This window comes from Streptomyces sp. NPDC059957, from assembly GCF_042730015.1.
Lineage (GTDB): Bacteria > Actinomycetota > Actinomycetes > Streptomycetales > Streptomycetaceae > Streptomyces.
The window spans coordinates 64,492-89,277 of sequence record NZ_JBHWMB010000009.1 but is presented as its reverse complement, the minus strand read 5'-3'; the positions used below and the strand labels follow the sequence as shown (position 1 = coordinate 89,277).

The following is a 24,786-nucleotide window of genomic DNA, read 5'->3' as shown; positions in this document are numbered from 1 at the left end:
CCGTGAGGGGGCTGGGGTGGTTCGGGCGTTGCCCCTCTGGACGCGAATGGGGGGGGGGGACGGGAGCGGAGAACGGGGGTGGGGAAGAGAAGAAGACCCTCCGGCTTTTCGGCCCCGGCGCCTCTTCTCGTCGTCTCACTTGTCCGTCTGTTCGTCTGTTCGTTTACTGAGCTTCGGCGCGGCTGGCCGCGGCCCACTCTTCGAGGAGGAACTCGTACGCCTCGGAGGGCCACTCGCCGTCCACCCGGCTCTCGACGAGCTGCCGGATCGCCTCGTTCGCCTCGGCGGCGGACGGGCGCGCGGGGCCCGCGGGCTGGAGTGTCTGGTGCATGGTTCCAAGGCTACGGGCGGGCACTGACAGCCACCTCCGTATTAAGGGTGGAACAGATCACCCGGAGAGGGCGTCCGTCGCTCCATGTGCCCGCCCACCTGCTCAGAGTGCCTGCGCGGCCGGTTTGACCATGCCCCGCACTGTGCGCGACTTCACAAACTCGCCCATGGCCGTCATCTCCCATTCGCCGGAGAACTGCTTGATGAGCTTGGCCATCATCACGCCGGTCTGCGGCTCGGCGCTGGTGAGGTCGAAGCGGACCAGCTCCTCGTTGGTGGCGGCGTCGATGAGGCGGCAGTAGGCCTTGGCCACCTCGGTGAACTTCTGGCCGGAGAAGGAGTTGACGGTGAAGACGAGGCCCGTCGCCTCCGCGGGCAGCCGGCCGAGGTCCACGACGATCACCTCGTCGTCGCCCGCGCCCTCGCCGGTCAGGTTGTCGCCCGAGTGCTTGACCGAGCCGCCCAGGATGGACAGCTTGCCGAAGTAGCAGCTGTCGATGTGGTTGCGCTGCGGGCCGTACGCGATGACCGAGGCGTCCAGGTCGATGTCCCGGCCGCGGAAGGCGGGCTCCCAGCCGAGGCCCATCTTGACCTGGGAGAGCAGCGGGCGGCCGCCCTTGACCAGGGATACGGTCTGGTTCTTCTGGAGGCTGACGCGGCCCTTGTCGAGGTTGATCTTCCCGGCGCCGGGTGCGGCGGCCGCGACCGGTGCGGGGGGGACCGGTGCGGGGGCGACCGGTGCGGGTGCCGGGGTCGCCCCGGGTGCGCCGCTGGTGAGCCAGGGCGAGGCCGCGTACGTGGGCGGCGACGGGGGAGCCGGGGGCGCGGGCGGGGCGACGGGGGCCGGGGCGGCGGCCGCCGGAGCCGGCTCGTCCTCCACCGAGACGCCGAAGTCGGTCGCGATGCCGGCGAGGCCGTTCGCGTACCCCTGGCCGACCGCGCGCACCTTCCACACGCCGCCGCGCTGGTAGACCTCGACGACCACCAGGGCGGTCTCCGTGCCGAGCTGCGGCGGGGTGAAAGCGGAGATCACCGCTCCGCTGCCGGCGTCCCGGACGGTGGCGGTGGGCTCGATGCCCTGGAAGGTCTGGCCCGCGGCGTCCGGGCTGGCGGTGATGACGATCCGCTCGATGCCGGGCGGTACCGAACCGGTGTCCACGGTGATCGAGTCCGGCGCCGTGCCGCCGCCCGAGCGGTAGGTGACGCCGGGGCCGGACGGCTGGTTGAAGAAGATGAAATCGGCGTCGGAACGCACCTTGCCGTCGGCGGCGAGGAGCAGCGCGGACACGTCGAGCCGCACCGGGGCAGCCACGTCGACCGTCACGCGGACGGCATTGAGCGGCAGGTTGGAACCAGGGGTCATAGCGGTCATGCCGGGAGAACGACCGAGGTGGCTTTGCCGTTCCCTTACTTTCACCCCGTTTCCCGGTTCTTCACCCGCACCCCACACGTGCCTCAGACCCGGCCCCGGTTGCGGGGGTGGTTCCTGGCGGTCCGCTCGTTGCCGAACTTGTAGGAGCCGGTCCAGCGCGCCATGACGAGCTGGGCGTCACCGGCTTCGACCTCGGCGAGGAACGCGGTGGCCCGCCCGCCCCGGAGAGTGGCCGCGGACCGGCCCTGGTGGGTGATGACGACGCTCTGGTCGCCCCGCTGTTCGTACGAGAATCCGTGAGGTTTCGGCATGCGCCGAGGGTGCCGTCCCCGGGCGGCGGCCTGCAACGCAATTCCTCGACCCGCCTCGCGATGCGGTGTCAGCCCCGCCGAGTAAGATCCTTTTTGAGGCGATTTCATGCGCTACGGAAGAGGTTTGCTCATGCCTTCTGGTGCAGCTCTTACGGCCGAATCGATCGGCCCGGTGGACGTCGCCGTGGTCGCCTTCGACGGCAATCGGTTCAACGGCGATGTCGCCCCGGCCCTGCGCGAGCTCCAGGAGAGCGGGGTCGTGCGCATCCTCGACCTCACGTTCGTCCGCAAGGACCGGGACGGCGCGGTGTCCGTGGTGGAGCTCGCAGACTCCGAGGTGGCCGATCAGTTCGAGCGGGTCCTCGGCGAGGAGTTCGACCTGCTGAGCGACGAGGACCTGGAGACCGTGGCGCAGGGCCTCGCCCCGGAGTCCTCCGCGCTCGTGGTGGTGTGGGAGAACGCCTGGGCCGCGCGCCTGGCCTCGGCCGTACGGGAGTCCGACGGCCGGGTGCTCTTCATGGAACGCATTCCACGGGACGGCGTCGAACGAGCCGTCGCCGCACTGACCGAGAAGTAGGGAGGAGAGTCATGCGTCGACGCATGGGGCGCCCGGGTCTGCTGGGCGCGATGGCCCGCACCGCGGTGGTGGCCGGAACGGCCACGGCGGTCTCCGGCAGGATGCAGCGCGGCCAGGCCGAGCGCAGCGCGCAGCAGCAGGCGGCGGCGGACGCCGAGCAGCAGGCCCTCGTCAACCAGGCGGCTGCCCAGGCGGCCGCGCAGCAGCAGGCCCAGCAGCAGGCCTGGCAGCAGGCGCAGCAGGCCCAGCAGCCGGCCGCCGCGCCGGCTCCCGCGGTCGACCGAGTCGGCCGGCTCACCGCGCTGGCCGAGCTGAAGGCCCAGGGCCTGCTCACCGACGAGGAGTTCGCGGCGGAGAAGGCCCGGGTCCTGAGCGCCTGACCCCGCCGCGGCCCCGATGGCTACCGGCCTCCCGTGACCCGTCGCGGGAGGTCAAGGGGGTTGGCCTCGCGGAGTTCCGCCGGGAGCAGGGCGTCCGGCACCGACTGGTAGGCCACCGGGCGCAGCCAGCGCTCGATCGCGGTGCCGCCGACCGAGGTGGAGTGGGAGGTGGCCGCCGGGTAGGGGCCGCCGTGGTGCTGGGCCGGGGCCACCGCCACACCGGTCGGCCAGCCGTTGACCACGACCCGGCCCGCCAGCGTCGTGACCTGGGAGATCAGCTCCGCCGCCGGACCCGGGCCGCCGTCCGCCTCGGCGGCCGACAGCTGCAGGGTCGCGGTGAGGTTCCCGGAGAGCCGCCCGAGCACGGCGGCGGCCTCGTCCTGACCGGCGTACCGGGCCAGCACGGTGACGGGGCCGAAGCACTCCTCCAGGAGCACCTCGTAGGGCCCGCCCTCCAGCAGGGTCCGCGCCGGCACGCTCAGGTAGCCCGCGCCGACGGTGTGCTCGCCGCCGGAGCCGGGGGTGACGGGCGCGTCGACCCCGGGCAGCGCCGCGCGTTCGCGGACCCCGGCGACGAAGTTCTCCCGCATCCGGTGGTCGAGGAGCACCCCGGGCTCGGTCTCGCCGAGAGCCTTCGTCAGCGCACCCGCGAGCCGGTCCCCGTCCGCGCCCTCGGGGACGAGGACCAGGCCGGGCTTGACGCAGAACTGGCCGACGCCGAGCGTGACCGAGCCGGCCAGCCCGCCGCCGATCTCCTCGGCGCGTTCGGCGGCGGCGGCCGGGGTGACCACGACCGGGTTCAGGGAGCCCAGTTCCCCGTGGAAGGGGATCGGTACGGGTCGCGCGGCGGCGGCGTCGAACAGGGCCCGCCCGCCCCGGATGGACCCGGTGAACCCGGCGGCGGTGACCAGCGGGTGGCGGATCAGCTCCAGGCCGGCGTCGAAACCGTGGACCACGGCGACGACCTCGGCCGGCAGCCCGGCGGCCACGGCGGCCCGGCGCAGCAGCGAGGCGCACAGCTCGGAGGTGGCCGGGTGGTCGGGGTGGGCCTTGACCACGACGGGGCAGCCCGCGGCCAGCGCGCTGGCGGTGTCGCCGCCGGGCACCGAGAAGGCCAGGGGGAAGTTGGAGGCGGCGTACACCGCGACCACGCCCAGCGGCACCTTGTAGCGGCGCAGTTCGGGGCGGGGCGGGGCGGTGGTGGGATCGGCGCGGTCGATGCGGACGTCGAGGTAGGAGCCCTCGTCCACGGCGTCGGCGAAGGCGCGGAACTGGCCCGTGGTGCGGGCGAGCTCGCCGGTGAGCCGGCCGGGGCCGAGCGCCGTCTCGGCGTCGGCGGCCTCGATGACGTGGGAGGCCGCCTCGTCGAGCAGGTCGGCGGCGGCCCGCAGGAAGGCGGCGCGCCGCGCGGCGTCGGCCAGCGAGCCGCGGGCGGCGTGGGCCGCGGCCACGGCTTCGTCCACCTCCCGGGGTGTGGCCTCCACCGCAACCTGCTCGCGGTGCTTCCCGGTGCGGGGGTCCACACTCCAGACTGGTGTTGCTGCCATGGCGAACTGCCTCCTGGATCTACGCTGACCCGCGCGGATGCGTTCAGTATTGTGAACGCTGTTCCGTTGGATGAATGATCACATCCATCGTGGACTCTATTTCCGTGTCTTCCGGGTTGACAAGTGACAGTAAGAGACAGAGGGGCACGAAGGCGGATGACCACCACAGCTGAGTCGGGGGGCTCGGGAGCGCCGGCGGCCGTCAAATCGGCGGTACGCACGGTCCTGTTGCTGGAACACTTCGCCTCCCGGCCGGGGCTGCACAGCCTCGCCGACATCCAGAACGACCTCTCCCTGCCCAAATCCAGCCTCTACATGCTGCTGCGCACCCTGGTGAACCTGGGCTGGGTGGAGACGGACGCGACGGGCACGCGGTACGGCATCGGCGTACGGGCGCTGCTCGTCGGCAGCTCCTACATCGACGGGGACGAGGTGGTCGCGGCGGCCCGGCCCACGCTGGACCGGCTCTCCGACGACACGACCGAGACGATCCACCTGGCCCGCATGGACGGGACGAGCGTGGTCTACCTGGCGACCCGGCAGTCCCAGCACTACCTGCGGCCCTTCACCCGCGTCGGGCGGCGGCTGCCGGTGCACTCGACGGCGCTCGGCAAGGCGCTGCTGGCCACGCACACGGACGAAGAGGTACGCGCACTGCTGCCGCGGCGGCTCGAAGCCGTCACCGAGCACACCATCACCGACCGGGAACGGCTCATCGAGGACCTGGCACTGGTCCGGGAGCAGGGGTACGCGGTGGACCGGGAGGAGAACACGCTCGGACTGCGCTGCTTCGGGGTGGCGGTGCCGTACCGCACGCCGGCGCGGGACGCGGTGAGCTGTTCGGTGCCGGTGGCGCGGCTGACGCCGGGACACGAACGGGGCATCAAGGCGGCGCTGTTCGCGGCGCGCGACCGGCTGTCGGTGGTGACGCGGCGGATGTAGCCGCGGGGTGGTGCGGCGGTCGGTGTGGTGAGGTCGCCACAGGTGGTGCGGCGGACGATGTGGTGTGGCCGCCACGGGTGGTGCGGTGGACGGCCCGGTTCCTCCCCCGGGTGGGGGAGGCGGTTCCCCTTCAAGGGGGAGGTGGCGGCGCGAGGGACGCGGGACCGTTGGGTCATGACCACACGAGCCGTTCATCCGCAGCGGTCACCACGACCGGCGCACGCAGAAGCACAGCCGTCCTCCCCCCGGCCGGGGGCCGGACGCAAGGTCCTGGCCGCGGTGGGCATCGTCGCCACCCTCCCCTATCTGACGCTGAAGACGGCCTGGCTGGCCGGGAGTCACCTCGGGATACCGGCGGGCAGCGCCCTGCTGGAGGCCCCGCTGTTCCTCACCGTGGCGAACGCCGTCACGGTGGTCATGGACGCCGCCGTGATCGTGCTCGTCCTGGTGCTCACCAGACCCTGGGGCATGCGGGTGCCGGCCTGGCTGCTGACCGTCCCGGCCTTCGTCGCCACCGGCCTGCTCACACCCATCGTGCTCGGATTCCCCGGCCAACTCCTCCTGAGAGCACTGGGTCTGGGACCGGACGCGGCCGAGGAGGCGGCCAAGGAGCCCTTCCTCGACCCCTGGGTCTTCCACGTCGTCTATTCGGGCTTCATCGTCCAGGCGATAGTCCTGGCCGCCCTGTTCGTGCCCTATGCGCGGGAGCGCTGGGGCCGGCTCTGGCGGGGCCCCCTCGGTCCGGGGGTCCCCCCGGACGGAGTCTGGGGGAGGCTCCCGTCCCCCACGGGGGTGGTGGCGGGAGCCGCGGCGGCACTGGCCGTGGTCGTCTCCACGGTGCACTTCTACTGGGCCTTCGGCGGCACGGCCGGGCACAACGCGGCGCAGATCGCGCAGTACTCCTCGGACACCGGCGTGGGCTCCGCCGTCCACGGGATATGCGCGCTGACCGCCGGAGCGGGGGCGGTGCTGCTCGCCAGGGGCGGGGCCAGGCCGGCGGGGTGGCTGCTGGCCGTCGCGTGGACCGGGTCCGCGGCGACCCTCTGCTGGGGGATGTGGATGCTGACCGCCCTCACGGGCGGGGAACCGGGCCCGGACGAACAGACCACCACGGCGACCTACCTGATCTACGCTGGCCAAATGATCACCGCTCTCCTCGCAACTGCCGTCATGGGGCGGTTCCTGGCCGGCCGCCGGGCGGTCTGAGGGGGCCCGGGTGGAGCAGCGGCAGGGGACGCGGATGTGGCCGCGCGGGATACGCACGAACCGGTGGAGTGCGAGGCGGGGGAGTGTGAGGCAGGGGCGGCTGCGCTGGGTGCACCTGGTCCTCGGTGGCGCCCTTCTGATGCCGTACTTCCTGCTGACGCAGGTGGTGGTCGGAGCGGTCGACGGCGGGGTCAACGCGCTCAACTCCCTGCCGCTCAGCTTCGCGGCCTACGCCGTCTCCCTGCCGCTCGTCGCCGCGACCGGGCTGTTCGCACTGGTCCGGCCGATGTCGGTGGCCGCGGCCAGGGCCCTGTGCGGGGTACCGGGGGAGCGGTTCGCCGAGGGGCCGGCCCGGAGCTGGGCGGCCCGGGGCCGGGCCTCGGCCTGGTGGACCCTTCACCTGGGGCTCGGAGCTTTGGTCAGCGGGATGACCCTGGCGGTACCGCCCATGGCGGTGGTGCTGCTCGCCCTGCCGTTCGTCAGCGCGCTGCGGGAGCTGCCGACCGGGCTCGGCTGGCCGGGCGCGCCGGCTCAGCCGTACGTGGCCCCGCTGCTCGGGATCGGGCTGCTGGCCGGGCTCGTCCTGTGCGCCGCCGGAGCGGGGGCACTGCTGGCCCGGCTGGCACCCGTACTGCTCGGGCCCACGGCGGCGGACCGGCTGGCGGCCGCCGAGGAGCGCGCCGCGGACCTGGTCGTGCGCAACCGGCTCGCCCGGGAACTGCACGACGCCGTCGGGCACGCCCTGAGCGCGGTCACCCTCCAGGCGAGCGCCGCCCGGCGGGTGCTCGACAGCGACCCCGGCTTCGTACGGGAGGCGCTCGCCGCGATCGAGGACACCACCCGGCGCACGGTGGGGGAGCTGGACGCCGTCCTCGGCCTGCTGCGCGAGGGCGACGGGGCGGGCGCCGGAGGCGCCGGGCTGCCCGCCGCTCCGACGCTCGCCGCCGACCTCGACGGGCTGCTGGCCCGCAGCCGGGCCTCCGGGACCCCGATCACCGCCCGCCAGGACCCGGGACCGGCCGGGAGCTGGGGGTGGCTTCCGGCGATCGCCTCCCGCGAGGCGTACCGGATCGTGCAGGAGGGGCTGAGCAACGCGCTGCGGCACGGGACGGGCCCGGTCGACCTGCGGATCCTCGTACGGGTCCGCGGCGGACACGGGGAGCCGGGTGGGCGCGAGGACCGCGGCGGGTACGAGGACCGCGGCGGGTACGAGGCGCGCGGCGGATACGAGGAACTGGAGATCACCATGACGAACGATGCGGCGGCCGCTCCGGGGGCCCGCACCACCGGGGGCCGGGGGCTGCACGGCGCAGCCGAGCGGGCCTCGCTGCTCGGCGGGCGGGTCGAGTCCGGGCCGCACGAGGGCCGGTGGCGACTGCGGGCCGTCCTCCCGCTCGGTGAGGGCGCCCGATGACGGGGACGAACCCGCAGCCGATTGCGCGGTCGATCCCGCCGGCGGGCCCGGAGGCAACCGCGCCGGCCCGCCCGCCGCTGCGCCTGGTCGTGGCCGACGACGAGCGGATGGTCCGCACGGCCCTGCGGGTCATCCTCGACGCCGAGCCCGACCTGGAGGTCGTGGGGGAGGCGGCCACCGGAGCCGAGGCCGTGGCCGTGGTCCGGGCGCTCTCCCCCGACGTGGTGCTGATGGACGTGCGGATGCCGGAGATCGACGGCATCCGTGCCACCGAGCGGATCCTCGCCACCATGGCCGAGCCGCCCCGGATCGTGGTGGTCACCACCTTCGAGAACGACGCCTACGTGTACGGGGCGCTGCGCGCGGGAGCCGCCGGGTTCCTCCTCAAGCGGGCCGACCCCGACGAGCTGACCGCCGCGGTCCGGCTCGTGGCCCGCGGGGACTCGCTGCTCTTCCCGGCGGCCGTCCGCACCCTGGCCGCCGCCCACACCCCGGCCGGGGCCGGCCCGGCCGCCGCGCCCTGGGTCGCCCGGCTCACCGACCGGGAGGCCGACGTACTGCGCCTGATGGCCACCGGGCTCTCCAACCACGAGGTGAGCGAGCGGCTCGGAGTCGGCCCGCAGACGGTCAAGACGCACGTGGCCGCGGTCCTGGCGAAGACCGGCTCCCGGGACCGGACCCAGGCGGTCATCGCGGCGTACGAGGGAGGCTTCCCCATGAAGAAAGGCTGAGAACTCCGCCACAATCGGGGCAGAGCGGAACGGCCGGGGCGGCCGGGACGTCCTTCTGGGGGATGAACAAGACGATCAGGCGTGCGTCGGTCTTCTGTCTGCTTCTGGTGCTTGCCCTTTTGGTGCGGGTCACCTGGGTGCAGGCGTACCAAGGCCAGGCCCTCGCAGACGACACCAACAACCGGCGCAACCTCATCGGGAAGTACGAGAACCCGCTGGGGAACATCATCGTGGGCGGGGAGGCGATCACCGGCTCCAAGGACACGGGCGGCAAGGACTTCCGGTACAAGCGGACCTACACGGACGGACCGCTGTACGCGCCGATCACCGGCTACAGCTCCCAGGCCTTCGGGTCGAGCATGCTGGAGGGCGTCTACAAGAACATCCTCAACGGCACCGACAACCGACTCAAGACGATCATGGACACGCTCACCAACAAGCGGGCCGCCCCGGGCAACGTCCTGACCACGATCGACAAGGACGTCCAGAAGGCCGGCTACGACGCCCTCAAGGGCAAGCAGGGCTCGGCCGTGGCCATGGACCCGGTGACGGGAGAGATCCTGGCCGTCGTGAACAACCCGTCCTTCGACCCGGGCACCATCGCCGGCGCCGGCGAGGCGGAGCAGAAGGCCTGGGAGGCGCTCAGCGCCGACAAGGGCAAGGCCATGGAGAACACCGCCCTGCGCAAGCCGCAGGCGCCGGGCTCCACCTTCAAGCTGGTCACCCTCGCCGCGGCCATCGAGAACGGCCTCGTCACGAACATCGACACGCCGACCTCGGTTCCCGGCGACTACACGATTCCCGGGACGAGGACCAAGCTGCGCAGCGAGGTGGACGACTCGCTCTGCAACAACGTTTCCCCCCGGGTCGCGCTCAAGCTGTCCTGCAACAACGTCTTCGCGGAGTTCGCCCACGAGCTCGGCCAGGACAAGATGCGTGCCATGGCGGAGAAGCTCGGCTTCAACGTGGTGCAGAAGACCCCTGTGTGGACCACCCCGTCCAGCAAGTACCCGACGAAGAAGATGTCCGTCGACCAGGTAGCCCAGACCGGTATCGGGCAGTTCGACGTCCAGGCCACCCCGCTCCAGATGGCCATGGTGACGGCCGCGATCGAGAACGGCGGGAAGCTGGTCTCCCCCCACATGGTCTCCGAGGTCACCGACTCCAACGGCAACGTGCTGGAGAGCTTCAAGGACCCGAAGTCCGAGCAGGTGATGAGCGCGAAGACCGCCTCGATGGTCCAGGACGCCATGCGGACGGTCGCCACCGAGGGCGGCGGCAAGAACGTCCAGATCCCGGGCGTCGAATCGGGCGCCAAGACCGGTACCGCCCAGCGCGGCGTGGGCAACAGCCTGTCGCCGCTGGCCTGGTACACCACGTACGGAAAGATGAACGGCAAGCAGATCGCGGTCACCGTGGTCATCGAGAACTCGGACACGGACCGCTCCGAGATCGCCGGCGGCAGGCTGGCCGCCCCGGTGGCGCAGAAGATGATGCAGGCCTGGCTGAAGAAGTAGCCCGTGGAGCGCGCCGGGAACCGGCAGGATTCCCGGCGCGTTCTCCTTCCCATGATCAGGACCGCGCAGCCCGAAGACCTCGACGCCATCGCCGCCCTCCACACCCGGGCCCGGGCCACCTACTACCGGGGCCGGATACCCGAGGAGGTCTACGGCGGCGCCGCCGAACTGGCGCGCACCCGCGAGGGCTGGTCCCGGGCGGTGGCCCGTGCCCCGGCGGACGGCGGGGTGCTCTGCGCCGAGAGCGGCGGCGAGCTCACCGGGGTGGCGGCCTTCCGCACCGCCGCCGGCGAGACCACCCTCACCCAGCTGCACGTGGACCCCGTCCACTGGCGCCGCGGCACCGGGGCGGCCCTGCACGGCGCATGCCTCGACGCATGGCGCCGCGCGGGCGTCCGCAGGGTCCGCCTGGAGGTCTACGAGCACAACCTCCGGGCCCAGGCCTTCTACGCCGCCCACGGCTGGCTCCCGGACCCCGTCGGCGCCCGGGACGCGGGCTCCCACCGCATCCTGTGGCTCACGGTGGACACGACCGGGGACCCGTCCGGGGGATGACCCGGCCGGAGAATGGCCCGGCCGGAGAATGACCCGTCCGGGGAATGAGACGCAGAGGCAGATGGTTGAACACGGAACAGTTGATTCCGTGGAGGGAAGAAGGAACATGCGCGTCGAGATCTGGAGCGACATCGCCTGCCCGTGGTGCTACATCGGCAAGGCCCGGTTCGCCAAGGGGCTGGCCGGCTTCGCACACCGCGAGGAGGTCGAGGTGGTCTACCGCTCCTTCGAGCTCGACCCGAACGGCCCGAAGGGCCAGGTGGCACCCGTCGTGGAGATGCTGGCCAAGAAGTACGGCCGCACCCTCGAGGAGGCCCGCGGCATGGAGGAGCACGTCGCCGCGAGCGCCCGCGCCGAGGGGCTGACGTACCGCACCGAGGGCCGTGACCACGGCAACACCTTCGACATCCACCGCCTGCTGCACCTGGCCGCCGACCGCGGCCGCCAGGAGGAGCTGCTCGACCTCGCCTACCGCGCCAACTTCGGCGAGGAGCGCTCCGTCTTCGACCCGGAGGTGCTCGTCGCGCTCGCCGTCGAGGCCGGCCTGGACGAGGGGGAGGCCCGCGCGGTGCTGGCGGACGAGTCGGCGTACGCCGCCGAGGTGCGGGCCGACGAGCGCGAAGCGTCCGAGCTGGGCGCGAACGCCGTACCGTTCTTCGTGCTCGACCGCCGCCTCGGGATCTCCGGGGGTCAGCCCGCCGAGGTGTTCACGCAGGCCCTGGAGCAGGCCTGGGCCGGCCGCGAGGTCCTCGCGCCCGCCGCACCCGAGGGCGAGGCGTGCGAGCCCGACGGCGCGTGCGCGGTGCCGCGCCCGTAAGACACCGTCATAAGTAACCCTTTGGTGTGGAGTGTAAAACTCGTCAATAGACTTTGTGATGGTTCTGGCGCAGAGTGAAGGCATGGACCTATCTGCGCCCGAGGCCGTCCGTGACGAGTTCGCGCACTCCATCACGTATCTCAACACCGCCAACTACGGGATCCTCCCGCGAGCCGCCGTCGCCGAGGTGCGGCGGCTCGCGGAGGCGGCAGGGGCCGGACTCCCGGAAGGCTTCGGTGACTTCGGCCGCGTCGAACGGGTCCGTGAGTCGTTCGCCCGCCTCGTCGGGGTCGGTGCGGACCGCGTGGCCCTCGGCTCGGCCGTCTCCACCCATGTCGGCCTGGTCTCCGCCTCCGTCCCGGCCGGATCCGAAGTCCTGTGCCCGGAGGGGGAGTTCGCCTCCGTGATCAACCCCTTCGCGGTCCGCGACGACCTGAAGGTCCGCTTCGCCCCGCTGGAGTCCCTCGCCGAAGCCGTCGGCCCGGACACCGCACTGGTCGCGCTGAGCGCCGTACAGTCCGCCGACGGGCGTACGGCGGACCTGGCGGCCGTCCGCGCGGCGACCGCCGCGCACGGGGCGCGGATGCTGGTCGACGCCTCGCAGGCGGCGGGCTGGCTGCCCTTCGACGCGAGCCCCTACGACTACACGGTCACCGCCGGGTACAAGTGGCTGCTCGCCTCGCGCGGGGTCTCCTACCTCACGGTCTCGCAGGAGGCCCAGGACTCCCTGACCCCGCTGCACGCCGGCTGGGTGGCGCTCGCCGACATGTGGGACGCCATCTACGGCCCGCTGCGGGAACTGGCCCGCGGGGCCCGGCGCTTCGACGAGTCCCCGGCCTTCCTGGCCTACCACGCCGCCGAGCCCTCGCTGGCCCTGCTGGAGCGGATCGGCATCGATGCCGTCCACGCCCACGACACCGCCCTGGCCGCCCGCTACCGCGCGGGCCTCGCCCGCCTGGGCCACGAGCCCGTCCCGGGCCGATCCCCGATCGTCTCGGTGCCGGGCCTGGCCGACCGGCAGAGCGCCCTGCTCGCCGCGGGCATCTCCACCTCCGCCCGCGCGGGAACCTTGCGGGCCTCCTTCCACCTCTACAACACCGAGGCGGACGTCGACCGGCTGCTGAACCTCCTGGAGGGCTGACCGGCTCAGGCGGAGGGCAGGCCCTGCGGCCAGGCCGCCGACCAGGCCGAGCCGGCCGCCGCGAGAGCACCGGCCGGGTCCACCGACAGGGCCGCGGCCAGGGCCGTCAGGCCGGCGCCGACGGCGTCCGGGGAGGCCGCCGTGCCGTAGTGGTTGACCCGGACCATCTCCCCGGCCAGCGCGCCGCCGCCCGCCGCCAGGGGGGCCGCCGGATCCGCAGCCAGGGCCTTCGCCACCACCAGGGAGGCCTCCGGGACCCGCAGGGTGGTGGCCACCGGGGCCGCCGCCGCTTCCCGCCCGACGTACGGGGCGAGCCCCAGCGCCACCGCGCCCGCGCGGGTCGCCGCCGCGGCGGCCGCGTGGCGGGCCGTCACCGACCGCAGGCCCTCGGCCGCGATCCGGTCCAGGCAGGCCTCCAGCGCCAGCATCTCCAGCTGCGCGGGCGCGTGCGGCAGCGCCTTGCGCCCGCCGTCGATCCAGCGCTCCTTCCAGTCCAGCAGGGAGAGGTAGGAGCGGCGGGGCGCCGAGGGGTTCTCGGCGAAGCGGGCCCAGGCGCGGTCGGACACCGACACCGCGGAGACGCCCGCCGGTCCGCCCATCGCCTTCTGCGCGCCGATCACGCACAGGTCCACGCCCCACGCGTCCGGCAGCAGCGGCTCAGCACCCACCGAGGCCACCGCGTCCAGCATGAACAGCGCCCCGTGGGCCCGTACGGCCTCGCCGATCTCCGCCACCGGGTTGGTGTTCCCGGTGGCCGCCTCCGCGTGGACCAGGGAGACGAAGTCGATCTCCGGGTGCTCCGACAGGACCCGGTCCACCCGGTCGGCGGACACGGCCGTGTCGAAGGGGACCTCCAGGTCCACGACGCTCGCCCCGCAGTCGCGCAGCCAGTTGCCGAAGGTGGTCCCGTAGGGGCCGGTCACCACGTTCAGCGCGGTCGAACCGGGTCGTGCGCCCGACCGGATGCACCCCTCCAGCGGCAGCAGGGCCTCGCCCTGGGTGATCACAACGTCGGCCCGGGTCCCGAGCAGCTCCGCGACCCCCCGCTCGATCGACGCGAAGCGCGCGGCGGTCAGGGGCGGAAGGTCCAGGAGGGGGTGGGTCACGGCGCCGCTCTCTTCGTTCTCTCGGTCTGGAGTCTGGGGTCTGGGGTCTGGGGTCGCTCTCGGTCCGGGACCGCTCTTCTCTTCCGGTCCTGGGCCGTTCGTCCGGATACGTCCGGACCGACCTGGAGAGCCTACCGAGCCCGCGCATAGAGTGCCGCCATGAGCGACGAGGTCAACGGTGACAGCGCGAGTTCGGGGCTGCTGCACGTCAAGGGGCGGGTACTGGTCGGGCCCGAGGAGGTTCGCGACGAGCTCTGGGTGGTCGGCGGCAGGATCTCCTACGAGCGTCCGCGCGGCGCCCGGGAGATCACCGAGGTCAGCGGGTGGGTGCTGCCCGGACTGGTCGACGCGCACTGCCACGTGGGGCTCGACGCCCACGGGCCGGTGGACGCGGACACCGCCGAGCTGCAGGCCCTGACCGACCGGGACGCCGGCACCCTCCTCATCCGCGATGCCGGATCCCCGTCCGACACCCGCTGGATCGACGGCCGCGAGGACCTGCCGAAGGTCATCCGGGCGGGCCGGCACATCGCCCGCACCCGCCGCTACATCCGCAACTTCGCCCACGAGATCGAGCCCGCCGACCTCGTCGAGTACGTCGGCCGCGAGGCGCGGCGCGGCGACGGCTGGGTCAAGCTGGTCGGGGACTGGATCGACCGCGAGGCAGGGGACCTGACCGCCTGCTGGCCGCGCGCCGAGGTCGAGGCCGCCATCACCGAGGCCCACCGCCTCGGGGCGCGCGTCACCGCGCACTGCTTCGCCGAGGACTCCCTGCGGGACCTGGTCGAGGCGGGCATCGACTGCATCGAGCACGCCACGGGTCTGACCGAGGACACCATCCCGCTGTTCGCGGAGCGCGGGGTGGCCATCGTCCCGACCCTCGTGAACATCGCGACCTTCCCGAAGATGGCCGCGGGAGGCGAGGCGAAGTTCCCGCGGTGGTCTGCGCACATGCGCCGGCTGCACGAGCGGCGCTACGACACCGTCCGCGCCGCCTACGACGCGGGCATCGGGGTCTACGTCGGCACGGACGCCGGGGGTTCCCTGCCGCACGGCCTGGTCGCGGCCGAGGTCGGCGAGCTCGTCAAGGCCGGGATCCCGCCGCTTCAGGCCCTCTCGGCGACGGCCTGGGGTGCGCGCGAGTGGCTCGGCAGGCCCGGCCTGACGGAGGGGGCGCCGGCCGACCTGGTGGTCTACGAGGCCGATCCCCGGGCCGACGTACGGGCACTGGCGGCGCCGCAGCGGGTGGTGGTGAACGGCAGGGTGGTGGCCTGAGGGCTGCGGGGGTGAACGGGCGCGGGCGTCTCCGGGTGGGGGAGCGTGCGGAGTGCGGGAGTTGACGGGGCGTGACGTCGGCGGCCGGGCGGTCGTTGTGTACGCCCGGCTCGGACCCCGGAGGGAGAGATTCCCGGGATGAGAGGGAACTCCCGTTCCGGGTGAGGCGCATGTATTCGAACCTATGCCTGGAAACCACCCTTTGGGGTGAACTCACGCCGGGTTCACTCCCGTTCACTCTCAGTGCGTAAAGATTCCGGGGTCGAGGCCGTCGGCGCGCGCAATGTCCCCCATTGGCGGCGCGACGGCTCCCATCTCCCTGGGGGTTCCACCACCTTGAACAGCAACACCTTCCGCATGCCCGTGGCCGCGCTCGTCGCCACGGGAGCGGTTGCCCTGCTCACCGCCCCGCCCGCCTTCGCCACCGGCTCCGCCGGCTCCGCCGGATCCCACCCGGGGAAGGGCAAGGCGAGCGCCGTCGTCCTGCGCACCACGCTGGACGTGGGCCTGCTCAACAAGACCGTGCACGTCCCGCTGAAGGCGACCCTCAACGAGGTCAGCGCCCCGGCGGACGCCGAGAAGACGGCGCTGACCGTCACCCTCGACGGGGTCGACGGAGGGCGGCCGGTGCGCATCCTGCGCGCCGACGTCGCCACCTCCAAGGCCACCGCCGACCCCGGCCGCGCCGAGGCGGAGGCCAACCTGGCCAAGGCCCGGGTCCACGTGCCGGGCCTGCCCCTGCTGTCCCTGATCCAGGTCGAGAAGGTCAGCTCCAAGGCCGTCTGCGAGGCGGGAAAGAAGCCGGTCGCCACCTCCAACGTCCTGGGCACCGTGACCGTCCTGGGCAAGAAGGTCACCCTCTCGGCGGGCGGCCCCACCAAGGTCGAGGTCCCCAAGGTCGGCCTGGTGAGCCTGGAACTCTCCGCGGCCGAGACCACCTCCACCACGGCCGCCGCGGCCGCGCTGCGGCTCAAGGTGTCGGTGAACCCGCTCGACCTGAACGTCGCCCAGGTCGAGGGGGAGATCGTGCTCGCCGAGGCCCGCTGCGAATCCCCGGCCGCCCCCGCCCCCAGCGCCAGTGCTTCGACGCTGCCCGACATCAAGCCCCAGACGGGGACCGCGGGCGGCTCCGGGACCCAGCCCGACCTCGCCGAGACGGGAGGCGGCTCGCTCACCCCGTTCGTGACGGGCGGAGCGCTGCTCCTGCTCGGCTTCGGCGCCGCCGCGCTGGTCGTGACCCGGCGGGGCAGGGCCTCGTAGGCCCGGCGCGTGTCCTTCCGGCCCGGGACGGCCCGGCCGGGCGCCGGGCCCGACCGGGCCGGCACCGTCCCTACTCCGTCGCGCGCGTCAGCCCCTGGGCCCCGGCGCCGCGTGACATGACGGCCTTCGTCACCTCGCGGTCGGCGGCGGCGTACGTGCCGTCGGCGGAGGAGGCGGCTGCCGCGCAGGAGGTGCAGACGACGCGGAACGGCGGCCGCATGTCCGAGAACTGGGTGAGGTACTCGGCCTTCACCACCTCCCAGCGGCCCGGACGGCCGGCCGCCGGGGCGAAGGTGAAGCGGGGGATCGAGGCCATGTTGCCGCGGGCCTTGGCGGCCTCGTAGAAGCTGGCCACCTGGTCGCCCATGCCGTACACGACCCAGGTGCCGTTGACCTTCTCGTACGGCTGCGGCACGTGGTTGTGGGTGCCGAGGATCAGGTCGATGTCGGGGAGGCCGTCCGCGCCGCGCGAGGCGGTCAGCGTCTGGGCCAGGTCCAGTTGCTGCCGGTCCGGGGCGGTCTGCCACTCGGAGCCCCAGTGGACGCTGAGGACGACGACGTTCGCGCCGGCCGCGCGCGCGGCGCGGGCGTCGGCGATGATCCGCGCCGGGTCGATCAGGTTCACGGCCCAGGGCTTGCCGTCGGGGAGCGGGATGCCGTTCGTCCCGTACGTGTAGTCCAGTTGCGCGACCTTGGCCCCGCCGGCTTCGAGCAGGGCCGGGGTCTTGGCCTCTTCGGCGCCGCGGGCCGAGCCGACGTGGCGGATGCCGACGCGGTCGAGGTGGTCGAGGACGCGGACGAGGCCGTCGTACCCGTCGTCCAGGGTGTGGTTCGAGGCGGTCGAGCAGCTGTCGTAGCCCGTGTCCTTGAGGGCGTCGGCGAGTTGGTGCGGGGCCTTGAAGAGGGGGAATCCGGTGTAGGGGCCGCCGGGCCGGCCGTACGGTATCTCGTGGTGGCATATGGCCAGGTCGGCGGCGGAGACGATGGGCTTGACCCCGGCGAGTATCTTCCGGAAGTCGTAGCCGCCCTTCTCCGCGGAGTCGGCGGCGGCCCGCTGGATGATCGAGGGGTACGGGATGATGTCGCCGGTGCCGACGAGGGTGAACGGCTTCCCGCCGGGCACGGCCGAGGCCGTGGCTCCGGCCGGGGCCGAGGCGTCGCGGCTCGGACTCGCCGACGCCCCCGGCTTCGCCGCGAGCCGCTGTTCGGCCGCCGCGCCGCCGTCCCGGCCGGCCAGGTGCGTCACGCCGTAGGCGGCGCCCCCCACCACGGCCAGTCCGGCCACGGCCGCGCCCATCTTGCCGGCTGTCTTCATCCCCGTACCCCCGGTGTCGCATGGTTGTTGCCTGCGGAAATGATCGCGCACCGGTGCGAGCCCCGCCCTGCGCAACCCGCGGAAACGCGCCATTGGGGTGAGGTCCGCGCAGGGCGGGCCCCACCACGGTGGCGTGCCGTCAGCACGAGGCGCGAGGCACGCGGGCGCCAGGGGTGTGCCACGCGCGTGCGTCAGCGCGAGGCACGCGGGCGGCGTGGGTGTGCCACGCGCGTGGGGTCGGCCCGTGCCCGGGCGGGTGGCCGGCCCGGGTCAGCGCGCGGTCAGGCGTGCCGCGAGGGCCATGTCGAGGGCCTGGAGGAGGCGGCCCGTCGTCGCGCGGTCGCGGACCGCCAGCCGCAGCCAGGACCGGTCCAGCCCCGGGAAGGTGTCGCCGCGGCGCACGGCGAAGCCCAGCGCGCGCAGCCGGGTGCGGATCTCCGCGGCGCCCTCGACCCGGATCAGCACGAACGGCCCCGCCGCCGTCCCGGCCACCGAGATCTCCTCGAACTCCGCGAGCCCCGCGAGCAGGTGCTCCCGGTCCACCGCGATCTGCCGGGCCGCGGCCTCCGCCTCGGCCAGAGCCGCGGGGGAGACGCACGCCTCGGCCGCCACCAGCGCGGGCGTGGACACCGGCCACAGCGGCTGCGCCGCCGCCAGCTTCGCGATCACCCCGGGCTCGGCCAGTACGTAGCCGATGCGCAGCCCGGCCAGGCCCCAGGTCTTGGTCAGGCTCCGCAGCACCACCAGGCCCGGCACGTCGGTCCGGCCGGCCAGCGCCTCGCGTTCGCCGGGGACCGCGTCCATGAAGGCCTCGTCGACCACCAGGATCCGGCCGGGCCGGGCCAGCGCGGCCAGGGTCGCCGCGGGGTGCAGCACCGAGGTCGGGTTGGTCGGGTTGCCGACCACCACGAGGTCGGCCTCCTCCGGCACCGCCGCCGGGTCCAGCCGGAAGCCGTCCGCGGCCCGCAGCACCACCCGCTCCACCTGGTGCCCCGCGTCGCGCAGGGCCGCCTCCGGCTCGGTGAACTGCGGATGCACCACCACGGGCCGTACGGCGCCCAGCGCCCGCGCGATCAGTACGAACGCCTCCGCGGCGCCCGCGGTCAGCAGCACCCGCTCGACCGGCAGCCCGTGGCGAAGGGCCACGGCCGCGCGGGCGGCGCGGCCGTCGGGGTAGGCGGACAGGACGTCGAGCGAAGCCGCGATCCGGTCCTTCAGCCACTGCGGCGGGGTGTGGGACCGTACGTTCACCGCGAGGTCGACCAGCCCCGCGCCCCCGTCCGAGACCTCCGCGTCCCCGTGGTGGCGCAGGTCGTGCGTGTGGGCCGTGGCGACGGCGCAGGTCGCCGCCACCGACCGCCTCTTGGGCACGAGGAGTTCCCCGCCCCCGGCGAGCGCGGCGGCCTCCGCCACCGACGCGGTGCCTGCGGCGTCGCGGGCGGCGTCCGAAGGATGCGGTACCGGGATCGAGGCCAGCCGCTCGGCGGGGTAGCTCAGCAGGGGCACGCCGAAACGTTCCGCCGCACCCGCGATCCCCGCCTCCAGCGCCTTCCCCTCCACGGTGGCCAGGGCCGTCACCGACTCCGACGCCAGCCCGGCGCCGCGCAGGGTCTCCTCCACCAGCGCGCACACCTCCGCCACGGACACGCCCGCGCGGCCACCGACCCCGACGACCAGTTGCGTCGCGTACTCGCCCACCAGATTCACCCGTTCTCCGCCATCGTCTTCGTGGTGCTGATCGTGCACGTGTTCGCGCCCGCGTGCGTGCATAGTGCCGTACGCGCGTTCGCGGACTCCGTGCCCGTGCACTCCGATCGCGGATACGCCGCGGGCAGGGACACCGCGTGCGGCCGGCCCGTCAACCTTCCGTGGTCCGCCACCCGGGCGCGGAAGTGCGCGGGCGGCGCGGAGTCGGTATGCAAGGGCACATGGCCGTGATCGTGGCGTTGGGTGCGTTCCTCATGACCCTGGCAGGCGGATGGACGGCGCAGCGCGTCACCGACCGCCGCCACCTCGTGCTGGGACTGGCCGGCGGGCTGATGCTCGGCGTCGTGGGCCTCGACCTGCTCCCGGAGGCCATGCACGCGGCCGGCGAGGAACTGTTCGGAGTCCCGCTCGCCCTGCTGCTCTTCGTCGGCGGGTTCCTCGCCGCGCACTGCGTGGAACGGGTCCTGGCCGTCCGTCAGGCCTCCCACGGGGGCGCGAACGGTGACGGGTACCCGGACCACGGAGAGCGGGTCCCCAAGGTCGGCCTGGCGGCGGCCGCCGCCATGGTCGGCCACAGCCTCGCCGACGGGGTGGCCCTCGGCGCCGCGTTCCAGGTCGGCGGGGGGATGGGCGTGGCCGTGGCGCTGGCCGTCATCACCCACGACTTCGCCGACGGGTTCAACACGTACACCCTGACCCGGCTCTACGGGAACGACCGGCGCAAGGCCCTGCTCATGCTCTTCGCGGACGCGGCGGCCCCCGTCGTGGGCGCCGCGTCCACTTTGCTGTTCACCCTTCCGGAGGAACCGCTCGGGGCCTACCTCGGCTTCTTCGGCGGCGTCCTGCTGTACCTGGCCGCCGCCGAGATCCTGCCCGAGGCCCACCACAAGCACCCCGCGCTGTCCACCCTGATGTGCACCGTGGGCGGGGTGGCGGGGATCTGGCTGGTCGTGGGCCTGGCCGAGTGACGGCCCCGGGCGTCTCCGGTTCACCGATGCGCTGCCGCTGCCGCTGCCTCGGCGAAGCGCAGGGCCACGGAGGGCTCCGCCGCCCAGTGCGTGTGCAGGTAGCTGGCGTGCACACCGTCCACCACGAAGCCCTCGACGCGGCGTTCCGGATGCGTGAAGCCCCACGCCGGAGTGCTCCCGGCGCCCGGCTCGATCACGGTCCGGTGGAACTCGTGCCCGCGCAGCCGGGTACCGGCCGGTGCGAGGACGCTGTCGGAGACGGCGACCGCCTCGCGGTAGCCGAGCGTGAGCCGCTCCGACATCCGCGCGTCGGCGTCGAGCACCCCGCACATGGGCTTCCCGTCCAGCGAACGGGCCAGATAGAGCAGCCCCGCGCACTCCGCGGCCACTGGCCCGCCGGCCGCGGCGAACGCGGCGACGGCCTTGCGGAGCGGCTCGTTCGCGGACAGCTCCGGGGCGTACACCTCGGGGAACCCGCCGCCGATCACCAGGCCGGTGGTTCCCTCGGGCAGCGCCTCGTCCCGGAGGGGGTCGAAGGTGACCACCTCCGCTCCGGCAGCGGTGAGCAGCTCCGCGTGCTCGGCGTAGGAGAAGGTGAACGCGGCCCCGCCGGCGACGGCGATGACGGGTGCGGCGCCACCGCTGGGACCCCGCACCAGACCCCGCGCCTCAAACGCCGGCGAGGCCGGATCGTTCAAGCCGTCCGGCGTTTGAGGACCAGGTCCGGGCAGAGCCCGGTTTCGGGAAGGGGCGGGGTGGGGGAGCAAAGCCCGTTCCGGAGCCCAGGCTTCGCAGTCCAGCGGCGGGGCCGTGCGGGCCAGCGCCATCAGGGCCTCCAGGTCGCACCCCTGGCGGACCTGTTCGGCCAGGGCCGTCACGGAGTCGAGGGCATCCCGGCGCCGCTCGGCGACCGGCACCAGCCCCAGGTGCCGCGAGGGCGCGGCCACCTGCGGAGCCCGCCGCAGGACGCCGAGCACCGGCATCCCGGCCTCCTCCAGGGCCTCCCGCAGCATCACCTCGTGCCGGTCGGAGCCGACCTTGTTCAGGATCACGCCGCCGAGGCGCACCTGCGGGTCGAAGGAGGCGAAGCCGTGCACCAGCGCCGCCACCGACCGCGACTGCGAGGACGCGTCGACGACCAGTACCACCGGCGCCCGGAGCAGCTTCGCGACCTGCGCCGTCGACGCCAGTTCGCCCCGCCCCGCGGCCCCGTCGTAGAGCCCCATCACGCCTTCGATGACGGCCAGATCGCATCCGGCGGCCCCGTGCGCGAACAGCGGGGCCACCAGGTCGGGCCCGCACATGAAGGCGTCCAGGTTGCGCCCCGGCCGGCCCGTGGCCAGCGCGTGGTAGCCCGGGTCGATGTAGTCGGGCCCGGCCTTGTGCGGGGACACGGCGAGGCCGCGCTCCGAGAAGGCCGCCATCAGGCCCGTCGCGACGGTGGTCTTGCCGCTGCCGGAGGAGGGCGCGGCGATGACCAGTCTCGGTACGTTGAACGAGGTCACCACTCGATGCCCTTCTGGCCCTTCTGGCCGGCGTCCATCGGGTGCTTGACCTTGGTCATCTCGGTGACGAGGTCCGCGAACTCCACCAGCTTCTCGGGTGCGTTGCGCCCGGTGATCACCACGTGCTGGGTGCCGGGACGGTTCCGCAGCACCTCGACGACCTCGTCGACGTCGATCCAGCCCCAGTGCATCGGGTACGCGAACTCGTCCAGCACGTACAGCTTGTGCGTCTCGGCGGCCAGATCGCGCTTGACCTGCTCCCAGCCCTCCTTGGCGGCCTGCTCGTTGTCGAGCTGCGCGTCGCGCTGGACCCAGGACCAGCCCTCGCCCATCTTGTGCCAGACGACGGAGCCGCCCTCGCCGGAGGCACCGAGCACCTTCAGCGCGTTCTCCTCGCCGACCTTCCACTTCGCCGACTTGACGAACTGGAACACCCCGATCGGCCAGCCCTGGTTCCAGGCGCGCAGCGCCAGACCGAAGGCGGCCGTCGACTTGCCCTTGCCCGGTCCGGTGTGGACGAAGACGAGCGGGCGGTTGCGGCGCTGACGCGTCGTGAGTCCGTCGTCCGGAACGACGGACGGCTGTCCCTGCGGCATTACGCGGCCCTCCTGAGGGTCGGGGATGGGGTACGTACGTTTTTGACGAGTCCGGCCAGCGAATCGGCCCGCAGCCCGTCGAGGGTGACGACCGGGCCGCCCAGATCGGCGGCCAGTACGCCGGCCAGCCCGAGCCGGACCGGCCCCGACTCGCAGTCCACGACCACGGAGGCGACCCCGCCGGCCGCCAGCAGCCGGGCGCTGCGCGCGGAAAGCTCGCGCGGCGTGACATGGTGCGGGCCGCCCACGGCGCCGGCCGAGGTGGCCCGCCCGTCGGTGACGACCACGAGCAGCGGGCGCCGGCTCGGGTCGCGCAGCCGCTCGATCCGCAGGACTTCGTGGGCCTTGAGCAGCCCGGTGCCGAGCGGGGTGCGACCGCCGGTCGGCAGGTTCTCCAGCCGGGCCGCGGCGGCGTCGACGCTCGAGGTGGGCGGCAGGGCCAGTTCGGCCGAGGCCCCCCGGAAGGTGATCAGGCCGACCTTGTCCCGGCGCTGGTAGGCGTCGAGCAGCAGGGACAGCACGGCGCCCTTGACCGCGCTCATGCGCTGCCGGGCGGCCATGGAGCCGGAGGCGTCGACGAGGAACAGGACGAGGTTGCCCTCGCGGCCCTCGCGGGTCGCCTGCCGCAGATCGTCCTTGCGGACGACCAGCCCGCGCCCGGTGCGCCCGCGCGCCTTCTGGTGCGGGGCGGCGGCGTGGACGGTGGCCGCCAGGTGCAGCTTGGTCAGCTGGCCGCGGGGGCGCTGGGCGCCGGTGGTGCGGCCGTGCGCGGTGCGGGCGCGCGAACGCCGGCCCGACGCGCCCTCGCCGAGACCCGGGACGCTGAGCATCTTGGTGCGGAACGGCTCGGCGGCCCGTACGGGGGCCTGCTCGGCGGGACCGGCCGCCGCCTCGTTCTCCTGGGCGGAAGGCTGCGTCTCGGGCTGCTGCGCGGGGGCGTCGGGGGTCTCCGGCTCGGTCTCGGGCTCGGGAGCCTCCGGTCCGGAGCCCTGCGGGGGTACGCCGCCCCCGCCGTCGGGGCCGCCGCCGTCCGGGCCGTCGTCCTGCGGACCCTCGCCCGGCCCCTCAGGCTCCGGCTCCGGCTCGGGCTCCGGCTCCTCGTCCGGGAACCCGTCCAGGATCCGGTCCAGCTTCTCCTCGTCGAGACCGGGCGCGTCGAAGGGGTTGCGGCGGCGACGGTGGGGGAGCGCCAGCAGGGCGGCCTGCCGCACGTCCTCCTTGCGCACCTCGGTCCGCCCGGCCCACGCCGCGAGCGCGGTCGCGGTACGGGCCATCACGATGTCGGCGCGCATGCCGTCGACCTCGAATCCGGCGCAGGTCGCGGCGATCTGCAGCAGCGAGGTGTCACCGAGGCGCACCTGCGGGAGCAGGGCCCGCGCGGCCACCACCCGGGCGCGCACCTCTTCCTCGTCCCCGGACCAGCGGCCCGCGAAGCCCGCGGGGTCGTCCTCGTAGGCGAGCCGGCGACGGACCACCTCGACCCGCTGGAGCGGCTCACGGGAGGCGGCGACCTCGACGGTCAGCCCGAACCGGTCGAGCAGCTGCGGGCGCAGCTCGCCCTCCTCGGGGTTCATCGTGCCGACGAGGAGGAAGCGGGCGGCGTGCCGTACGGAGACGCCCTCGCGCTCGACGTAGGAGGCGCCCATCGCGGCGGCATCGAGGAGCAGGTCGATGAGGTGGTCGTGGAGCAGGTTGACCTCGTCGACGTACAGGATCCCGCGGTGCGCGTCGGCCAGCAGGCCGGGCTCGAAGGCCTTCACGCCTTCGGAGAGGGCGCGTTCGATGTCGAGGGCGCCGACGAGCCGGTCCTCGGAGGCGCCGACGGGCAGCTCCACCATGCGGGCGGGCCGGGCGGCGGCCGGTCCCGGTTCGTGGGGGCCGTCGGGGCAGACGGGGTCCGGGGCGGTGGGCGCGCAGCTGAACCGGCAGCCGGGGACCACGTCCACCTGCGGCAGCAGGGTGGACAGGGCGCGGACGGCGGTGGACTTGGCGGTCCCCTTCTCACCGCGCACGAGAACACCGCCGACCGCGGGACTCACGGCGTTGAGCAGCAGCGCGAGGCGCAGGTCGGTCTGGCCGACCAGGGCGGTGAACGGGTAGGGCGTGCTCATGCGGTGGCCCCTTCTTGGGCGTGTGTACGGATGGTTGTGCGCGGGCGGGCGGTGACGCCGGGGCGGAGCCCCAGACCCCGCGCCTCAAACGCCGGCGAGACCG

Annotated in this window: 23 protein-coding genes; 13 read left to right on the top strand and 10 right to left on the bottom strand. The window is 73.7% G+C overall.

What is annotated here, in order from left to right; all coding sequences use genetic code 11:
• Nucleotides 1–163: 163 nt before the first annotated feature.
• The 3 genes from ACFWBW_RS08795 to ACFWBW_RS08785 all read right to left on the bottom strand — a co-directional run bounded on the left by ACFWBW_RS08795 (nucleotide 164) and on the right by ACFWBW_RS08785 (nucleotide 2,013).
• Nucleotides 164–331 (bottom strand): hypothetical protein, encoded by a 168-nt coding sequence (locus tag ACFWBW_RS08795; protein ID WP_243338429.1) that lies wholly within the window; start codon nucleotides 329–331, stop codon nucleotides 164–166.
• A gap of 102 nt (nucleotides 332–433) precedes the next feature.
• Nucleotides 434–1,693 carry a TerD family protein gene (locus ACFWBW_RS08790; protein ID WP_385369860.1) on the bottom strand — a complete coding sequence of 420 codons (1,260 nt, stop codon included), beginning with the start codon at nucleotides 1,691–1,693 and terminating at the stop codon, nucleotides 434–436.
• Nucleotides 1,694–1,785: 92 nt separating this feature from the next.
• Nucleotides 1,786–2,013 (bottom strand): hypothetical protein, encoded by a 228-nt coding sequence (locus ACFWBW_RS08785; RefSeq protein WP_385369755.1) that lies wholly within the window; start codon nucleotides 2,011–2,013, stop codon nucleotides 1,786–1,788.
• 130 nt (nucleotides 2,014–2,143) lie between these two features.
• Between ACFWBW_RS08785 and ACFWBW_RS08780 the strand changes: the two genes are divergently transcribed.
• Nucleotides 2,144–2,590 carry a DUF6325 family protein gene (locus ACFWBW_RS08780; RefSeq protein WP_385369753.1) on the top strand — a complete coding sequence of 149 codons (447 nt, stop codon included), beginning with the start codon at nucleotides 2,144–2,146 and terminating at the stop codon, nucleotides 2,588–2,590.
• Nucleotides 2,591–2,601: 11 nt separating this feature from the next.
• A complete protein-coding gene (locus tag ACFWBW_RS08775; RefSeq protein ID WP_385369751.1) occupies nucleotides 2,602–2,970 on the top strand; it encodes an SHOCT domain-containing protein in 369 nt (122 codons plus the stop codon).
• 20 nt (nucleotides 2,971–2,990) lie between these two features.
• Here ACFWBW_RS08775 and ACFWBW_RS08770 read toward each other — a convergent pair whose 3' ends face one another.
• The gene (locus tag ACFWBW_RS08770; RefSeq protein WP_385369749.1) at nucleotides 2,991–4,517 is read right to left on the bottom strand and encodes an aldehyde dehydrogenase (NADP(+)); all 1,527 of its coding nucleotides are present in this window, start codon (nucleotides 4,515–4,517) and stop codon (nucleotides 2,991–2,993) included.
• Nucleotides 4,518–4,673: 156 nt separating this feature from the next.
• Between ACFWBW_RS08770 and ACFWBW_RS08765 the strand changes: the two genes are divergently transcribed.
• The 8 genes from ACFWBW_RS08765 to ACFWBW_RS08730 all read left to right on the top strand — a co-directional run bounded on the left by ACFWBW_RS08765 (nucleotide 4,674) and on the right by ACFWBW_RS08730 (nucleotide 12,840).
• Nucleotides 4,674–5,459, top strand: a complete 786-nt coding sequence (locus ACFWBW_RS08765) for an IclR family transcriptional regulator (protein WP_385369747.1) — start codon at nucleotides 4,674–4,676, stop codon at nucleotides 5,457–5,459.
• A gap of 174 nt (nucleotides 5,460–5,633) precedes the next feature.
• Nucleotides 5,634–6,665 (top strand): hypothetical protein, encoded by a 1,032-nt coding sequence (locus ACFWBW_RS08760; protein WP_385369745.1) that lies wholly within the window; start codon nucleotides 5,634–5,636, stop codon nucleotides 6,663–6,665.
• 34 nt (nucleotides 6,666–6,699) lie between these two features.
• Entirely contained in the window at nucleotides 6,700–8,079 is a 1,380-nt protein-coding gene (locus tag ACFWBW_RS08755) for a sensor histidine kinase (protein ID WP_385369858.1), read from the top strand.
• 107 nt (nucleotides 8,080–8,186) lie between these two features.
• On the top strand, nucleotides 8,187–8,810 hold the full coding sequence (locus ACFWBW_RS08750) for a response regulator (RefSeq protein WP_385369856.1): 624 nt from the start codon (nucleotides 8,187–8,189) through the stop codon (nucleotides 8,808–8,810).
• Between the two features lie 62 nt (nucleotides 8,811–8,872).
• Entirely contained in the window at nucleotides 8,873–10,327 is a 1,455-nt protein-coding gene (locus tag ACFWBW_RS08745; RefSeq protein ID WP_385369743.1) for a peptidoglycan D,D-transpeptidase FtsI family protein, read from the top strand.
• Between the two features lie 51 nt (nucleotides 10,328–10,378).
• Entirely contained in the window at nucleotides 10,379–10,882 is a 504-nt protein-coding gene (locus tag ACFWBW_RS08740) for a GNAT family N-acetyltransferase (protein WP_385369741.1), read from the top strand.
• Between the two features lie 106 nt (nucleotides 10,883–10,988).
• Nucleotides 10,989–11,699, top strand: a complete 711-nt coding sequence (locus tag ACFWBW_RS08735) for a DsbA family oxidoreductase (RefSeq protein ID WP_385369740.1) — start codon at nucleotides 10,989–10,991, stop codon at nucleotides 11,697–11,699.
• 82 nt (nucleotides 11,700–11,781) lie between these two features.
• Nucleotides 11,782–12,840: an aminotransferase class V-fold PLP-dependent enzyme gene (locus ACFWBW_RS08730; RefSeq protein WP_385369738.1), complete on the top strand. Its 1,059-nt coding sequence runs from the start codon at nucleotides 11,782–11,784 to the stop codon at nucleotides 12,838–12,840.
• 5 nt (nucleotides 12,841–12,845) lie between these two features.
• On the opposite strand, the gene ACFWBW_RS08725 is transcribed toward ACFWBW_RS08730, so the two are convergent.
• A complete protein-coding gene (locus ACFWBW_RS08725) occupies nucleotides 12,846–13,946 on the bottom strand; it encodes a pyridoxal-phosphate-dependent aminotransferase family protein (RefSeq protein WP_385369736.1) in 1,101 nt (366 codons plus the stop codon).
• A gap of 159 nt (nucleotides 13,947–14,105) precedes the next feature.
• On the opposite strand from ACFWBW_RS08725, the gene ACFWBW_RS08720 reads away from it, so the two are divergent.
• Nucleotides 14,106–15,221 carry an amidohydrolase family protein gene (locus tag ACFWBW_RS08720; protein ID WP_385369734.1) on the top strand — a complete coding sequence of 372 codons (1,116 nt, stop codon included), beginning with the start codon at nucleotides 14,106–14,108 and terminating at the stop codon, nucleotides 15,219–15,221.
• Between the two features lie 336 nt (nucleotides 15,222–15,557).
• Complete coding sequence (locus ACFWBW_RS08715; protein WP_385369732.1) at nucleotides 15,558–16,481, top strand: SCO1860 family LAETG-anchored protein; 924 nt, start codon at nucleotides 15,558–15,560, stop codon at nucleotides 16,479–16,481.
• 70 nt (nucleotides 16,482–16,551) lie between these two features.
• On the opposite strand, the gene ACFWBW_RS08710 is transcribed toward ACFWBW_RS08715, so the two are convergent.
• Together ACFWBW_RS08710 and cobC are read right to left on the bottom strand one after the other, a co-directional pair.
• Nucleotides 16,552–17,796, bottom strand: coding sequence for a CapA family protein (locus ACFWBW_RS08710; protein WP_385369730.1), 1,245 nt, complete (start codon nucleotides 17,794–17,796; stop codon nucleotides 16,552–16,554).
• A gap of 270 nt (nucleotides 17,797–18,066) precedes the next feature.
• Nucleotides 18,067–19,503 (bottom strand): Rv2231c family pyridoxal phosphate-dependent protein CobC, encoded by a 1,437-nt coding sequence (gene cobC, locus ACFWBW_RS08705; protein WP_385369728.1) that lies wholly within the window; start codon nucleotides 19,501–19,503, stop codon nucleotides 18,067–18,069.
• A gap of 221 nt (nucleotides 19,504–19,724) precedes the next feature.
• On the opposite strand from cobC, the gene ACFWBW_RS08700 reads away from it, so the two are divergent.
• Nucleotides 19,725–20,471: a ZIP family metal transporter gene (locus tag ACFWBW_RS08700; RefSeq protein WP_385369727.1), complete on the top strand. Its 747-nt coding sequence runs from the start codon at nucleotides 19,725–19,727 to the stop codon at nucleotides 20,469–20,471.
• Nucleotides 20,472–20,491: 20 nt separating this feature from the next.
• Here the strand turns inward: ACFWBW_RS08700 and ACFWBW_RS08695 are convergent, their stop codons facing one another.
• From ACFWBW_RS08695 to ACFWBW_RS08685, 3 genes are read right to left on the bottom strand one after another with little or no spacing between them, the layout of a single operon-like run.
• Nucleotides 20,492–21,979 carry a cobyrinate a,c-diamide synthase gene (locus ACFWBW_RS08695; RefSeq protein WP_385369726.1) on the bottom strand — a complete coding sequence of 496 codons (1,488 nt, stop codon included), beginning with the start codon at nucleotides 21,977–21,979 and terminating at the stop codon, nucleotides 20,492–20,494.
• Nucleotides 21,973–22,572, bottom strand: a complete 600-nt coding sequence (cobO, locus tag ACFWBW_RS08690; RefSeq protein WP_243338462.1) for a cob(I)yrinic acid a,c-diamide adenosyltransferase — start codon at nucleotides 22,570–22,572, stop codon at nucleotides 21,973–21,975. The genes ACFWBW_RS08695 and cobO overlap by 7 nt, the downstream gene beginning before the upstream one ends.
• Nucleotides 22,572–24,683: a putative cobaltochelatase gene (locus ACFWBW_RS08685; protein ID WP_385369723.1), complete on the bottom strand. Its 2,112-nt coding sequence runs from the start codon at nucleotides 24,681–24,683 to the stop codon at nucleotides 22,572–22,574. Before ACFWBW_RS08685 ends, cobO begins: the two co-directional genes overlap by 1 nt.
• Between the last annotated feature and the right edge of the window lie 103 nt (nucleotides 24,684–24,786).